Annotated in this window: 13 protein-coding genes and 1 pseudogene; 3 read left to right on the top strand and 11 right to left on the bottom strand. The window is 63.3% G+C overall.

Translation table 11 applies throughout. The annotated features are described in order from the left end of the window. Positions 1-79 precede the first annotated feature (79 nt). Positions 80-391: pseudogene (locus V5B40_RS25165) on the top strand (ATP-binding cassette domain-containing protein); the annotation flags it as partial. Between the two features lie 33 nt (positions 392-424). After that, positions 425-961, top strand: a complete 537-nt coding sequence (locus V5B40_RS25160) for a hypothetical protein (protein WP_434735839.1) — start codon at positions 425-427, stop codon at positions 959-961. Here V5B40_RS25160 and V5B40_RS05780 read toward each other — a convergent pair. Together V5B40_RS05780 and V5B40_RS05775 are read right to left on the bottom strand one after the other, a co-directional pair. Beyond that, positions 958-2,139 (bottom strand): benzoate/H(+) symporter BenE family transporter, encoded by a 1,182-nt coding sequence (locus tag V5B40_RS05780; protein ID WP_332353630.1) that lies wholly within the window; start codon positions 2,137-2,139, stop codon positions 958-960. The two genes, V5B40_RS25160 and V5B40_RS05780, sit on opposite strands and share 4 nt — an antisense overlap. Before the next feature lie 91 nt (positions 2,140-2,230). Next, positions 2,231-3,100, bottom strand: a complete 870-nt coding sequence (locus tag V5B40_RS05775) for a patatin-like phospholipase family protein (RefSeq protein ID WP_332353629.1) — start codon at positions 3,098-3,100, stop codon at positions 2,231-2,233. Positions 3,101-3,513: 413 nt separating this feature from the next. On the opposite strand from V5B40_RS05775, the gene V5B40_RS05770 reads away from it, so the two are divergent. Next, positions 3,514-5,100: an NYN domain-containing protein gene (locus V5B40_RS05770; protein WP_332353628.1), complete on the top strand. Its 1,587-nt coding sequence runs from the start codon at positions 3,514-3,516 to the stop codon at positions 5,098-5,100. Between the two features lie 195 nt (positions 5,101-5,295). On the opposite strand, the gene panD is transcribed toward V5B40_RS05770, so the two are convergent. From panD to V5B40_RS05725, 9 genes are all read right to left on the bottom strand, one after another. After that, on the bottom strand, positions 5,296-5,679 hold the full coding sequence (gene panD / locus V5B40_RS05765) for an aspartate 1-decarboxylase (RefSeq protein ID WP_169067524.1): 384 nt from the start codon (positions 5,677-5,679) through the stop codon (positions 5,296-5,298). Positions 5,680-5,738: 59 nt separating this feature from the next. After that, positions 5,739-6,584 carry a pantoate--beta-alanine ligase gene (panC, locus tag V5B40_RS05760; RefSeq protein ID WP_332353627.1) on the bottom strand — a complete coding sequence of 282 codons (846 nt, stop codon included), beginning with the start codon at positions 6,582-6,584 and terminating at the stop codon, positions 5,739-5,741. 236 nt (positions 6,585-6,820) lie between these two features. Beyond that, positions 6,821-7,633: a 3-methyl-2-oxobutanoate hydroxymethyltransferase gene (panB, locus tag V5B40_RS05755; RefSeq protein ID WP_332353626.1), complete on the bottom strand. Its 813-nt coding sequence runs from the start codon at positions 7,631-7,633 to the stop codon at positions 6,821-6,823. Positions 7,634-7,637: 4 nt separating this feature from the next. Further along, positions 7,638-8,291: a deoxynucleoside kinase gene (locus V5B40_RS05750; protein WP_332353625.1), complete on the bottom strand. Its 654-nt coding sequence runs from the start codon at positions 8,289-8,291 to the stop codon at positions 7,638-7,640. Between the two features lie 24 nt (positions 8,292-8,315). Then, positions 8,316-9,437 (bottom strand): methyl-accepting chemotaxis protein, encoded by a 1,122-nt coding sequence (locus V5B40_RS05745; RefSeq protein WP_332353624.1) that lies wholly within the window; start codon positions 9,435-9,437, stop codon positions 8,316-8,318. A 314-nt stretch (positions 9,438-9,751) separates the two neighbouring features. Continuing rightward, the gene (locus V5B40_RS05740; RefSeq protein WP_332353623.1) at positions 9,752-10,531 is read right to left on the bottom strand and encodes a pentapeptide repeat-containing protein; all 780 of its coding nucleotides are present in this window, start codon (positions 10,529-10,531) and stop codon (positions 9,752-9,754) included. Then, a complete protein-coding gene (gene asd / locus V5B40_RS05735; RefSeq protein WP_332353622.1) occupies positions 10,531-11,394 on the bottom strand; it encodes an archaetidylserine decarboxylase in 864 nt (287 codons plus the stop codon). Before asd ends, V5B40_RS05740 begins: the two co-directional genes overlap by 1 nt. A gap of 134 nt (positions 11,395-11,528) precedes the next feature. Continuing rightward, on the bottom strand, positions 11,529-12,584 hold the full coding sequence (locus tag V5B40_RS05730; RefSeq protein ID WP_169067516.1) for a 2-oxoacid:ferredoxin oxidoreductase subunit beta: 1,056 nt from the start codon (positions 12,582-12,584) through the stop codon (positions 11,529-11,531). A gap of 1 nt (position 12,585) precedes the next feature. After that, entirely contained in the window at positions 12,586-14,421 is a 1,836-nt protein-coding gene (locus V5B40_RS05725; protein WP_332353621.1) for a 2-oxoacid:acceptor oxidoreductase subunit alpha, read from the bottom strand. Positions 14,422-14,479 lie beyond the last annotated feature (58 nt).

The raw sequence follows: 14,479 nt of genomic DNA, 5'->3' as shown, positions 1-14,479 counted from the left end.
GGCGGCGCTCGAACACGTCAGCAAGAGCTACGGCGACAAGGCGGTGGTGCGCGATTTTTCGTGTCGCTTGCAGCGTGGCGACAAGATCGGCGTCATCGGCCCGAACGGCGCCGGCAAGACGACCTTGCTGCGCATGATTCTCGGTGAGCTGTCTCCGGACCAGGGCAAGGTGTATCTGGGAACGAAAGTGGAAGTGGCCTATTTCGACCAGTTTCGCAGTGCGCTCGACGAAGAAGCGACGCTGATCGATGTCATCTCGCCGGGCTCGGACTTCGTCGAGATCGGCAACCAGCGCAAGCATGTGATCAGCTACCTCGGCGATTTTCTCTTCGCGCCGCAGCGTGCGCGTTCGCTGGTCAGTTCGCTGTCCGGCGGCGAGCGCAACCGGCTGCTGCTGGCGCGCCTGTTCGCGCGGCCGGCGAATGTGCTGGTGCTCGACGAGCCGACCAACGACCTCGACATCGAGACCCTGGAACTGCTCGAGGAGTTGCTGCAGGAATACACCGGGACGCTGTTCCTGGTCAGTCACGACCGGGCCTTCATCGACAACGTGGTGACCCAGACCATCGCTTCGGAAGGCGACGGCACCTGGCGCGAGTACGCCGGTGGCTATCAGGACTGGGCCGACTACCAGGCGGGCCGCCTGCGTGACGAGGCGCTGGCGGCGAGCAGCGGCAAGCGCAGCGACGCGCGTGCGACGGAGACTGCGGCCAACGCCAAGGCGGCTGCGCAAAAACCGGGCGGCGGCAAGCTCTCCTGGAAAGAAGCGCGCGAGCTGGAGGAGTTGCCACAGCGGATCAGCGCGCTGGAGAGCGAGCAGAAGGCGATCGGCGAGCGTCTCGCCGATGCCCAGCTGTACCAGTCGCAACCCGAAGAGGCGCAGCGGCTGGCGGCGCGGCTGAGTGAAATCGACGATCAGCTGGTGCAGCTGCTCGAACGCTGGGAGGTGCTCGAAGGCTAGGGTTGCTGGGTGGGGCGGCGCTTGCTGCGCAGGACGATCAGCGCCGCCAGTCCGGCGAGCAGGCCCCAGAACGCCGAGCCGACGCCGGCGAAGGCGACTCCCGAAGCGGTGACCAGGAAAGTCAGCAGTGCCGGCTCGCGTTCGGCTTCCTGGCTCAGGGCGGCGGCGAGACCGCTGCCGATGGTCCCGAGCAGTGCGAAGCCAGCGATGGCCAGCACCAGTTCCTTCGGGAAGGCCAGGAAAAGCGAGCCGACGGTGGCCCCGAAAATGCCGATCAGCAGATAGAAGAAGCCGGCGGCGATGGCGGCGACGTAGCGTTTTTCGGGGTCTTCGTGCGCTTCGCGTCCCATGCAGATGGCAGCGGTAATCGCCGCCAGGTTCAGCGCGTAAGCGCCGAATGGGGCGAGCAGCAGGTTGGCGGTGCCGGTCCAGCCGATCAGCGGCGAGATCGGTAGCTGATAGCCGGAAGCGCGGATGACGGCGACGCCGGGGACGTTCTGGGAGGCCATGGTCACCACGTAGAGCGGTAGCGCAACGCCGATCAGCGCCTGCCACGACAACTCCGGGCCGATGAATACCGGCATCGCCAGCTCGAGGCGCACCTCGTTGACGCGCAACGAGCCTTGACCCGCAGCGATGCCGACGCCGATGAGCAAAGTCACGATGATGGCGTAGCGCGGCAGCAGCCGGCGGCCGAGCAGGTAGGCGCAGAACATCGGGAAAACAAGTACGAACTGGCTTTGCATGGCCTGGAAGGCATCGAGACCGAAGCGCAGCAGCACGCCGGCGAGCATTCCCGAAGCAATCGAGATCGGAATCCGGCTGATCATCCGCTCGAACAGGCCGCTGAAGCCGGAAATCGTGATCAGGGCCGCCGAGACGAGAAAGGCGCCGATCGCTTCGGGCATCGAGACGCCGGCGGCGCTGGTGATCAGCATCGCCGCGCCGGGCGTCGACCAGGCGGTCAGCACCGGCACCCGGAAGCGCAGCGACAGGGCGATGCTGGTCAGCCCCATGCCGACGCCGAGCGCGCACATCCAGGAAGCGATCTCGGCCGGGCTTGCGTGCAGCGCCTGGGCGGCCTGAAAAACGATCACTGCCGAACTGGTGAAGCCGATCAGAACGGCGACGAAGCCGGCAATGACGGCTGAAACCGAGAAATCCCTGATCAGATGCATGGCTTCGTCCACCAAAGCGGTCGCGGCGGTCGAGGGCTGCGCGTGCTGGCCGCGACACTGCCGTGGGCGGGGGGCAGCGAGCGGCTTCGGGTCAGCTGCGGCCCGCTTTTTTCAGCGCTTCGCGAATTTTTGGCAGCGCCGCCTGCGCCGCTTTTTCGCCTTCGAGGATGGCGTCGTGGCGGGCCTGGAACTCGGTGGAGCCGACGGCGCCGACCTGCGGGCGAATCACCACGTCGGCCTCCTTGAGCTCGTAGTGGGCAAGGCTCTGGCCCATGATGGTGAAAGTTTGCATGAGAATGTCGAAGGTGCTGCTTACCGGCTGGGTGCTGGGGCGGGCCGAAATGTCGACGGCAATGACCACATCGGCACCCATTGCGCGTGCCGCGCGCACCGGAATGAGGCTGCTCAGGCCGCCATCGACGTATTCGTGGCCATTGATGCTTACCGGCTGGAAGACGCCCGGGACGGTCGCCGAAGCGCGCACCGCCATGCCAGTGTTGCCGGTGCGAAAGACGACGCTGTCGCCGTTGCGCAGATCGGTGGCCACGGCCCCGAAAGGCTTGTTCAGGGCCTCGAGCGGACGTTGGCCGACGGCGTCATTGACGAACTTCTGCAGCAATTCCCCCTTGAGCACGCCGCGGTCGGGCAGCGACCAGTCGCTGATTTTCGTCTCGTCGAGCCGGTGCGCGAGCTTCTGCAGCTCGAAGCCATTGTTGCCGGCGGCGTAGAGGGCGCCGACCACCGCCCCAGCGCTGCTGCCGACGACGATGTCGGGAACAATGCCCTGGCTCTCCAGGGTCTTGATCACGCCGACGTGCGCAAAGCCGCGCGCTGCGCCACCGCCGAGGGCCAGACCCAGTTTGACCGGTTTGCCTGCCTGTGTAGCGGGGGCCGGCGGCTTGCTCGCACAGCCGCTGACGATGAGCGTGGCCAAGCCAACAATGAGCAGCAGCTGACGCATGGAGTTCCTTTCGTGGGAGCTTGGGGTTGTGGCGATCACTACAGCCGCTTGATCGCAGGCGATGCGCAGGCGCAGGGAAAGTCGAGGTCGCGCGCCTGACTGCACCAGCTCGAGCAACAATGTACGAATGGTACGACTTCGCGGCAGATGCCGCCATCAACGCTGCCTGAAAAAAGACTTTCCTTGCTTCCTGCAGGCAATTGTTTACCATCGCGAATGGACTCTGGATCCCGGGTCCCCTGAAGCTGCCGTCCGACAGTCGAGCTCCGGATCATTTCCTGACGGTCGGTCGATCACTCCTCGTTGGCGGCGCCTGCCGCGGCGGGGCTCCTCGACTGCCTTGCGCTCTCGGACCAGATCATCAAGTCGGCATGCTCAGGCGTGGCGCAAAAATCACTGGAGAATATGGAATTATGGCCGTAGCGCCCGAAACCGCCAGCATGGCGTTGTTTTGTGACTTCGAGAACGTCGCTCTTGGCGTTCGCGATGCGAATTACGATAAGTTCGACATCAAGCCGGTACTGGAAAAGTTGTTGCTGAAGGGCAGTATCGTGGTCAAAAAAGCCTATTGCGACTGGGAGCGATACAAGGGCTTCAAAGCTGCGATGCACGAGGCGAACTTCGAGCTGATCGAGATCCCGCACCTGCGTCAGTCGGGCAAGAACTCGGCGGACATCCGGCTGGTCGTCGATGCCCTCGACCTGTGCTACACCAAGTCGCACGTCGACACCTTCGTGATCATCAGCGGCGATTCGGATTTTTCGCCACTGGTTTCCAAATTGCGCGAGAACGCCAAATCGGTGATTGGCGTCGGCGTCAAGCAGTCGACATCGGACCTCCTGATCGCCAACTGCGACGAGTTCATTTTCTATGACGATCTGGTGCGCGAGATCCAGCGCTCGGCGCGGCGGGATTCCAAGGAAACGCAACCCGCGGTCAGGCGTTCGCCGGAAGAGGATGCGCAACGCAAGGCGGAACTCGATGCACGTCGCAGCAAGGCCGTCGAACTGGCCGTTGCCACTCTCGATGCACTGATTGGCGAGCGTGGCGACAGCAGCAAGATCTGGGCGTCGATGCTCAAGGAGGCGATCAAGCGACGCAAGCCGGACTTCAACGAGTCGTACTACGGCTTCCGGGCCTTTGGCAACCTGCTCGAAGAGGCGCAGAAGCGCGGCCTGCTGGTCATTGGTCGCGACGAAAAGTCGGGAACCTACGTCTATCGCAGTAACGGTGGCGATACGGCCGCCGCCGAAGCGGCAGTCGAGTTGGGCAGCGAGGGGCTGCCGCCGGTCTCGCCCGCAGCGGCCAGCGAGGGCGCGACGACGCCCGATGAACAGCATGAGCAGGCCGGAGGGCGCCGCAAGGGGCAGGGCCGGCGAAAGAGCGGCGAGAAAGCTGCCAAGCGGGGCCGCGAGCAGAAGGCGGGCAAGGAAGAAGAGGCCGCTGCGACGGCTGAGGGCAGCGACGGTAGCGAAAGTGGTAGCCGTCAAGACCAGGAAGCTGCTGTCGGCAACGACCCCGTCGAGCGGCCAATGCTACCCGAAGTAAGGCCGGCGTCTGCATCTTCCGAGTCGTCCGAAGATGCACAATCTGCGAAATCTGCGCAATCTGCGGACACGCTGCCCTTGTCTTCAGCGTCGCCATCGCCCGAAATTCCCCTAGCGCTAGACGCTTCCCCGCCGCTAGCCTCGGTCGCCATGGCAAGCGAAGTCGAGAGTTCGCCGCCGGAAACCATAGCGCAGCAAAAGCCCACCGCAAAACCCCGTGCGTCCGGGCGCCGCCGGCCCACCGCAAAGAACGCTAGCAGCGATTCGCCTTCGCCTTCGGCTGCACCAGCTGCTCAAGCCGCTGCCGAGCCGGCCGCGCAGTCGAGCGTCGTCCTTGTCGAAACGGCCGCGGCCGCAGCCAGCGGCGACTCGGCAGAGCTTGCGCCGGTCAAGAAGCCGGCGCCGCGTCCACGTCGGCCGCGCAAGCCCAAAGCTGCGCCAGAAACAGCCTGACCGGCAAGCAGCAAACTGGCCAGGCCGTGCCTGCTCTCATGATTTAGGGGAGGGGACCCGGCAATGGGGGAAGGGAGATTCGCGAGTCGCTTGCGCGCCATGCACATTGACGGGGCCGTCCCCGAAGCAAAGAAGCCGCGACTGGGTCGCGGCTTCTTTGCTTTTGCACTGCGCCAAAGCTGGCGCGGTTCATGGTTAGGCAGCGGCCTGCGTCGGAATCATGCCGGCGGTGCGGACGATGCGGTTCTGAGTGTCCACGTAGATCAGTTTCGGCGCGTACTTGGCGAGTTCGACTTCGTTGTACACCGCGAAGCTGGCGATGATCAGGATGTCACCCGGCGCGGCGCGGCGCGCTGCCGAGCCATTCACCGAGATGACGCCAGAGCCGCGCTCGGCGCGCAGCGAGTAGGTTGTGAAACGCTCGCCGTTATTGACGTTCCAGATGTCGATCTGTTCGTACTCGCGAATGTTCGCCGCATCCAGAAGATCTTCGTCAATGGCGCAAGAACCTTCATAGTGGAGCTCGGCGTGTGTGGTGCTGACGCGGTGCAGCTTCGACTTCAGCATTGTCCTCTGCATGGAATCACCGGGTGTTGAGTTAAAGGGGGAAGGGCATTGTAGCTGCTAATCGCTGCCTGTCAACGGCCGTCTGGGAGATCGATTTCGAGATTGTCGATCAGTCGCGCAGCGCCCAGCCGGCTTGCTGCGAGCACCACCAGCGCGTGCTTCCCGCCAGCCTCGGGAAGCTGCAGGTCGGCCTGCCGACGCACGGCGACGTAGTCCGTTTTCCAGCCATGCTCGTCAAGTTCGGCAGTGGCCTCGCGTTCGAGCCGGGCGAAATCGGTTTCGCCAGCACCTATCGCTGCGCTGATGTGCTGCAGAAGGCGTCGCAGGCGCGGCGCTTCGGCGCGTTCGGCGGCCGACAGGTAGCCGTTGCGCGAGGAAAGCGCCAGGCCGTCGTCGGCACGAACCGTCTCGCCGCCGATGATCTCGATCGGCAAGGCCAGCTGCCGCGTCATGTTGCGCAGCACCATCAATTGCTGGTAGTCCTTCTTGCCGAACAGTGCCGCCTGCGGTTGTACGATGTTGAAGAGCTTGAGAACGACGGTGGCGACACCACGGAAATGGCCGGGGCGGAACTCGCCGTCGAGCTGATTTTGACTCTCTGGCGGCTCGACGTGGTATTGCTGCGGCTCCGGGTAGAGGTCGCTCTCGGTCGGCGTAAACAGCAGGTCGACGCCGGCCGTGGCGAGCTTGTCGCAGTCTTCCTGCAGGGTCCGCGGATAGAGGTCGAAGTCGTCACTGGGCCCGAACTGCAGACGGTTGACGAAAATGCTGGCGACGACGGTATCTCCGTGCGCGCGCGCCGCGGTCATCAGCGCGATGTGGCCGGCGTGCAGGTTGCCCATGGTCGGCACAAAAACGACCCGCCGACGCTTGCTCAGCGCCAGACGCAGGTCGGGGATCAGGGAGTGAATCTGCATACGCTTGCTGGACCTCTTGTGAAACTCCGAAAAAACGCTTCGCCTGCCGTTGGTTTTTCTGTCGCTGCCGCGTGCAGCCATTCCTTGTTGGCCGCTGCGCTGCCACTACAGCGGTTAATGTGAAAGTCGCGTATGCGACTCACGAAACTCCCTTCTCCCCTCGCGGGAGAAGGGCCGGGGGAAGAGGGGGCGGTCATGACTTTCATGATCAGGGGTGTTTCGACATGTCATGACCGTTAGTAGCAGTGTTCGGGCCCCGGAAAACTGCCGTCCTTGACGGCAGCCACGTAGGCGGCGACGGCCGCGGCGATGGACGTCTGAGCGGCCATGAAATTCTTCACGAAGCGCGCCTTCCTGCCGGCCGAGATGTCGAGCATGTCGTGCAGGACCAGCACCTGCCCCGAGCATTCCCGGCTGGCACCGATGCCGATGGTCGGGATGGCGAGGCTGGACGTGAGTTTGGCGGCCAGCGCCTCGGGGATGGCTTCGAGGACGATCAGCGTGGCGCCAGCCTCTTGTTGGGCGAGGGCGTCGGCCTGCAGCCGGGCGGCTCCGGAATCGTCTTTTCCCTGCACACGGTAGCCACCAATCTGGTGTACCGACTGCGGAGTGAGCCCGACATGCGCGCAGACGGGAATGCCTCGGCTGCTAAGGAAACGCGTCGTTTCCGCCATCTCGGCACCGCCTTCGAGCTTGACCATCTGCGCGCCGGCGGCGATCAGGGTGACGGCGTTGCGCAGCGCTTGTTGCGGGCTTTCCTGGAAGCTGCCGAAAGGCATGTCGGCGATTATCAAAGCGCGCTGGCTGCCGCGCACGACGCTGGCGGTGTGGTAGGCGATGTCGGTCAGTGTTACCGCCAGCGTCGACTCGCGGCCTTGCAGGACCATGCCGAGCGAGTCGCCGATCAGCAGCGCATCGACGTCGGCAAGGTCGCAGAGCTGCGCGAAGCTCGCGTCGTAGCACGTGAGTATGGCGATTTTCTCGCCGTTGGCACGCATTCTGGCGAGGTCGACGTGCGTGCGCCTGCGCGTCGCGACATGGGTGGACATGGGTTTACTCTCCCCGGTTGAAATACTCGCGGTGTCCACGCATCGATTCGATGCGCTTGACGAGTAGTTGAAAATCGTCGTCGGAGTCGACGAAGTTGATGTTTTCGGAGTTCACCACCATGACCGGAGCTGCGTCGTAGTTGTGGAAGAAGCGCATGTAACTTTCCGCAAGGACCGTCAGATAGGCGTCAGCGATCCGCCTTTCCATGTCGATGCCGCGTTTCCGGACGCGGGCAATCAGCGTTTCCGGCTTGGCCTGCAGATAGATCACCAGATCCGGTGGCTCCGCAGCGGGTGACTGCTGTTCGTAGATTCTGCGGTACAGCCCGTATTCGTCTTCACTGAGCGTCAGCAGCGCGAACAGCGGATCCTTTTCGAGCAGGTAGTCGGCAACCACCGGGCGGGCGGAGAAATCGGCTTGCGACAGCTCGCGTAGCTTGTCGAGGCGCTGAAACAGAAAGAACAACTGCGTCTGCAGGGCAAAGTGCTGCTGGTCCTGATAAAAGCGACTCAGGAAGGGGTTCAGCTCGGGTTGTTCGAGCAGCATTTGCGCGTCGATATGCGCACCGAGGCGGCGCGCAAGACTCGTCTTGCCGGCGCCGATTGGGCCCTCGACAACGATGTGGCGGGCTGCGGTCAGGGTATTTCGTGCAGACATGAAGAGACGGCCATTGCTGCCGGGTCAGGGTTCCACGAAAAGAGTATCGGGTCGGGCTTCGCCATCCTGGGCCATTCGTTCGAGGCCCAGCAGCACAGCCATGCTGGCAGTTTCCATTTGCTCGATAGCGTCCACGCCGCCAGCGAAATCGCCCGCACAACGCGCTTCGACGGCCAGGCGACCATGTCGGTGAACATCGACATGCGGCGTTTCGATTGCCCGGTAAGCATCGAGTTGCGTGCAGTAATGCTTTCCGTCGCCGGCATGGTACCACTGGCCCAGACGGCAGTCGGTATGCGAAGCGAAGTCGCTGGCGTTCCTGGTCGTGGCACCCATGAACACCTGATAGACGTCGAATTTGAAGAGCAGATGGTCCATCTTGGCCAGTTCGACAAAACTGCGCAGGGCGGCCGTGGCAATGGTTCGTTCCATTTGCCTGGCGAGACCGGTAATGCCACCGATTGCGGTCGATGCCTGCCGCCCCTGCTCACTGAAGGAATCAGACTGCTCGGCAAGATTGCTGATACTGCTTTGCGCCGAAACGGTCTCACCCTGGATATTGCTGACCAGCCGCGAGATGTCCCCGGTGGCTTGGCTTGTCCGATCAGCGAGCTTGCGCACTTCGTCGGCGACGACCGCGAAACCGCGACCGGCTTCACCGGCACGAGCCGCTTCGATGGCGGCGTTGAGCGCCAGGAGGTTGGTCTGGTCGGCAATTTCCTTGATCAGCTGGACGATGCCGCCGATTTTCTCGGTACTGCCTTGCAGGCTGAGCACCTTTTCCAGAGCCTTGCGCGAGTCGCTGGCGAGCTGGTTCAATTCCGTGCTGATGGCGTTTACCGATTCGCGGCTGCTCGCAGCAATGCCGGCGGCAGCGAATGTTTCTTTCTTCTCGTCGTGCAGGCGCTGGGCCAGCGTAGCGAGAGTCTGTTGCGACTCCGCCAGCGATTGCCGATACGACGCAAAGGAAAGGAACAGCCGCTGTAGTTCCTGGCTGCGCTTTTCACTAGCTTCCGAGGCTTGCAGGCAGTCGTCGCGCGCGGCGCGTGCCGACGCCAGTTGCTCGCGCAGCGCTTCATTCTGCGTCTCCAGCTCGCCGAGGCGCGCCTCAAGGCTGCGGATCTTCGCCCCGCTTCCGAAAATCATTCCGTCCTCCCGCTAACGGTCATGACCGTTCCCCTCTTCCCCGACCCTTCTCCCGCGAGGCGAGAAGGGAGTTTCGTGAGTCGCGTGCGCGACTTTCAGATATGCAGTAGCTGATGGTCGTGCTTGCGTGGTGAAAAAAGCCAGGCAAGTCAAACGGCGTCCAGGATACACAGGGCAGCGGCACGATGGTCGAATTTGCGCGCGCAGAAGCGAAAAAACGCAAAAGCAGCGAGTGATGGCCAGGAACGGATCCTTCTTTCGCTCCTCCCGGTGGTGGGCGCCTGGTAACGGAGAAAGGGGCCTGGCCACGCCGCTCAGCGTTTCCTGACCACGAAAGGCTCGGCCAGGGCTGCGCGCACTGAATCATCAAGGTTCGTCGCCCGCTCAAAATTGGCATCCCAGAGATCGGCATTACTGAAGTCGGCCGAGTCGAGGTTGGCGCCTTTGAACAGCGCATGCCGCAAAGTCGCGCCGGTAAGGCGGGTGCCTTTGAGCGTGCTGTTCGAGAGATCGGCGCTATCCATGGCGGCGCCGGTCAGGTCGGCGCCGGAGAGGTCGGTGCCGACCAGTCGCGCGTCCAAAAAAACGCCGCGCAAGGCATTGCAGTTGCGGATCGAACCGCCGCTGAGGTCAATTCCTTCCATCAGAATGTCCTTCAGATAAGCGCCGGAGAAATCGGCGCCCGGCGCTTGCGCGTTGATCAAGTTGGCGCCAAACAGATTGGCGCGCTGCAGCTTGCTGTTGCTGAGGTTGGCGTCGTCAAAAATGGCATGAAAAAGGTCGGCGTCGCGAAGGTCGGCAGCGCTCAGATTGGCGGCGGTGAAATTGGCCCACTTGGCGTTGCTGCCGCGCAAGTCGGCGTCGCGAAGATCGGCCTGACGAAAGTCCGTACTTTCCATCCGTGCGCCCGTCAGACGCGCACCGCGCAGCTTCTTGCCGGCCAGTTTCTGGCGCGAGAAGTCGCACTTTGAGAGATCGGTCGCCGCTTGCGGATTGGCGCAGTCGCCGATGGGCAGGGCGTCTGCTGCGCCAACAGGAGCGACGACCGCGAGAGCCAGAGCAGCACATGCCGCGACTGCCGAGAGCCGCTTCATCAGTGGCTGGTGCTCGGCACGGCGCTGCCGGCCATGCGTTCGCCCAGGCGGACTGTGCCGCCCGGTACCCAGGCGGCAGTGAAGCTCAGCACATCTTTCGGGAACAGCATGACGACCGTCGAACCGAGCAGGAAGCGCCCCATTTCTTCGCCTTTCGCCAGCAGGATTTTCTGCCCATCGTAAGACCAGTCGCGAATTTTTCCACTGCGCGGCGGGTTGACTCGGCCGTGCCAGACAGTGGCCATGCTGCCGACAATGGTCGCCCCGACGAGGACCAGAATGAAGCTGCCGAACTCGGCTTCGAAAACGCAGAGCACGCGTTCGTTGCGCGCGAACAGCCCGGGAACGCCGCGCGCGGTGGCCGGATTGACCGAAAACAGCTCGCCGGGAACATGGATCATGCGCATCAGCCGCCCGTCGACGGGCATGTGGATACGGTGATAGTCGCGTGGGCTGAGGTAGAGCGTCGCAAAGGCGCCATCGGCGAAGCCGGCCGCCAGTTGGGCGTCGCCACCGAGCAGCGCTGTCGTCGAGTATTGGTGGCCCTTGGCTTGAAAGATCTGCTCACCTTCGATACGCCCGAACTGGCTGATGGCGCCGTCGACCGGGCACAGGAAGTCCGCATCGGCCAGCGGCCGGGCGTCGGCGCGCAGCGCGCGCGTAAAGAAGTCGTTGAAGGTCTTGTAGCTGGCGGGGTCTGGATCGGCGGCCTCGTTCAGGTCGACGCGGTAACGTTTCACGAACCAGCGGATGACCTGGGTGGTGAGCCCGCCCGCTTGCGCGCCGGCAAAGCTGCCGGCGAGGGTGGTAAGTACCTGCTTGGGCAGCAGGTACTGGGCTAATACGGCGAGACGATCGGACACGAGTGCGCCAGCGAAATAAACAAGCCGCGATTATAGCGGCTGGGCCGGGTGACCGCAGTGTGCGCTTGATCGGTCGCGCAGGTAGCAGAAGCGATGCTGGCAGGAGCCGCGCCGTACACACGCCGTGCTGGCACTCAGCGCAGCGAGGCGTTGATCTTCTCGAGCGCGGCCGAGCCAGGGCAGAGTTCAGCCGCGCTCAACGTGTTCAAGGCCTGTTCCACGGTGTTGATCTGCTGGTGCAGGTCGCAGGCATCGTTGTCCACGTAGAGCAGGCCGGTGACCACTTCGCCGCGTGCAGCGTGTTCCTGGACATAGGCCATCGCGCGCACCCGGTCGCCCGGGTCGTACTCGGCGTGCAGCTTGCGCAGGCGAAGAATCGAGCCGTCGTGCTGGCGGATATCGATGACTTCACCTTCGCCGTACTCGGTGGTGATTTCCTCGCGTTGCGGGAAGAAGTCCAGCCGGTTGACTGCTTCATTATGTTCGCGCACGTAGTCGTAGCTCTTGGTGCTGCCGGAATGGTTGTTGAAGGCGATGCACGGCGAGACGACATCGATGACCGCCGCGCCGGGATGCGCCATCGCTCCGCGGATCAGTGGCACCAGTTGCGCCTTGTCACCCGAGAAGCTGCGCCCGATATAGGTCGCGCCCATCACCAGCGCCAGGCTGGCGAGGTCGATCGGGGTGTCGTTGTTGGCCAGTCCGCGTTTCGACTTCGAGCCTTTGTCGGCGGTGGCCGAGAACTGCCCTTTGGTGAGCCCATAGACACCGTTGTTTTCGACGATGTAGGTCATGTTGACGCCGCGGCGCAGGACATGCGCAAACTGGCCGAGGCCGATCGACGCCGAATCGCCGTCGCCCGAAACGCCGAGGTAGATCAGCTCGCGGTTGGCCAGGTTGGCACCGGTCAGTACCGACGGCATGCGCCCGTGCACGGTGTTGAAGCCATGCGAGTTGCCGAGGAAGTAATCCGGCGTTTTCGATGAGCAGCCAATGCCCGAGAGCTTGGCGACGCGGTGCGGCTCGATGTCGAGTTCCCAGCAGGCCTGGATGATTGCTGCCGAAATCGAGTCGTGGCCACAACCGGCACAGAGCGTCGATATCTTGCCTTCGTAGTCGCGGCGGGTGTAGCCAACGCGGTTCTTGGCGAGAGTCGGATGGTGGAGTTTGGGTTTGGCGAGGTAGGTCATGTCAGGCCACTCTGTCTTTTAGAGGATGCACGTTGAGGCGCGCGACGCGGTTGGCAATCTCCTGCGTAATGAAACGCGCGGTGATTGGCGTGCCGTCGTAGTGGACGACCGTTACCAGGCTATGTGGCTCTACGCCGGCCTCGTTGATCAGCAGGGTGCTCAACTGCCCGTCCATGTTCTGTTCGAAAACGAAGACCTTGCTGTGCGCAGCGATGAAGTCGGCAATCTCGTTCTGGAACGGGAAAGCGCGCACGCGCAGGGCATTGAGATAGATGCCGTCTTCGGCCAGGGTGTCGAGTGCTTCGTGCATCGCCGGACTGGTCGATCCGTAAAAGAGGACGGCGAAGCGTGCCGGGTATCTGGCCGCGGTGAGCACCGGCAGCGGCACCAGCGACTTGGCGGTTTCGAACTTGCGCCGCAGTCGCTGCATATTCTCGACGTAGTCCGTGCCGGCTTCGGAGTAGCCGGCGTAAGCGTTCTTGGTCGTGCCGCGGGTAAAATAGCCGCCCTTGGTGGGGTGCGTTCCCGGATAGGTGCGGTAGGTAATGCCATCGCCGTCAACGTCGAGGTAGCGACCGAAGTCGGTGCCGGCGTCGAGGGCGTCGTGGGTCATCACTTTGCCGCGGTCGTATTCGACGCTGTCGTCCCAGGCGAAGGGACGGCACAGGCGCTGGTTCATGCCGATGTCGAGGTCGCTCATGACGAAAATCGGCGTCTGCAGGCGCTCGGCGAGGTCGAGCGCCTGCGCTGACAATTCGAAGCACTCGTAGGGATCTTCCGGAAACAGCAGCACGTGGCGGGTGTCGCCGTGCGAGGCGTAAGCGCAGGCGAGGATATCGGATTGCTGCGTGCGTGTCGGCATGCCGGTGGAGGGGCCGCCCCGCTGGACGTTGATCAGCACCGCCGGGATTTCCGCGAAGAAGGCAAGGCCGATGAACTCGGACATCAGCGAGATGCCGGGTCCCGAGGTGGCGGTGAAGGCGCGCGAGCCGTTCCAGCCGGCGCCGACGACCATGCCGATCGAAGCCAGTTCGTCCTCGGCCTGTACCACGGCGCAGCGCTGCTGGCCGGTCGCCGGGTCGACGCGCAATTTCTGCGTGAAGCGGATGAAGGCCTCGGCGACTGACGACGACGGGGTGATCGGATACCACGCACAGACCGTGGCCCCGCCATAGACACAGCCCAGAGCCGCGGCGGTGTTGCCATCGACAAAAATGTGGTCGCCAACCTTGTCGCGGCGCTCGACTTTGAGTCCGATCGGCTTGAGGTGTTCGCGCGCGTAATCGCGGCCGACCGCGAGTGCCTGGACGTTGGCATCGAGCAGCTTCTCATTGCCTTTGAACTGCTGGGCAAAGAGTTTCTCGATTTCGCCCGCTTCGATGTCGAGCAAATGCGCCAGAGCGCCCACGTAGATGATGTTCTTGAACAGTTGCCGCTGCCGCGGGTCGCTGTAAGCGTTGTTGCAGAGCTCGGTGAGTGGCATGCCGATGACGTGGATGTCATCTCGCGAGCGCGAGCGGGGCAGCGGTCGGGAATTGTCGTAAAACAGGTAGCCGCCGGTTTCGACTTCCCGGACATCCTGGTCCCAGGTCTGCGGGTTCATGGCCACCATCATATCGACACCGCCGCGCCGACCCAGGTAGCCGCGTTCGGTGACGCGCACTTCGAACCAGGTCGGCAGTCCCTGGATATTCGACGGGAAGATGTTGCGCGGCGATACCGGTACTCCCATGCGCAGGATGGCGCGCGCGACAAGTTCGTTCGCCGAGGCCGATCCCGAGCCATTGATATTGGCGAACTTGATGACGAAATCATTGACCGCTTCGATCTTCTGCATGGTCTTTCCTCAGGCGGTTTGCTGGTCGGGAGCCGGCGCAGGCTTTGGCTTTCGCCTG

The sequence above is a fragment of the Candidatus Accumulibacter meliphilus genome, from assembly GCF_036625345.1.
Lineage (GTDB): Bacteria > Pseudomonadota > Gammaproteobacteria > Burkholderiales > Rhodocyclaceae > Accumulibacter > Accumulibacter meliphilus.
The sequence above is the reverse complement of the archived record's forward strand: the minus strand, read 5'-3'. Positions and strand labels throughout refer to the sequence as shown.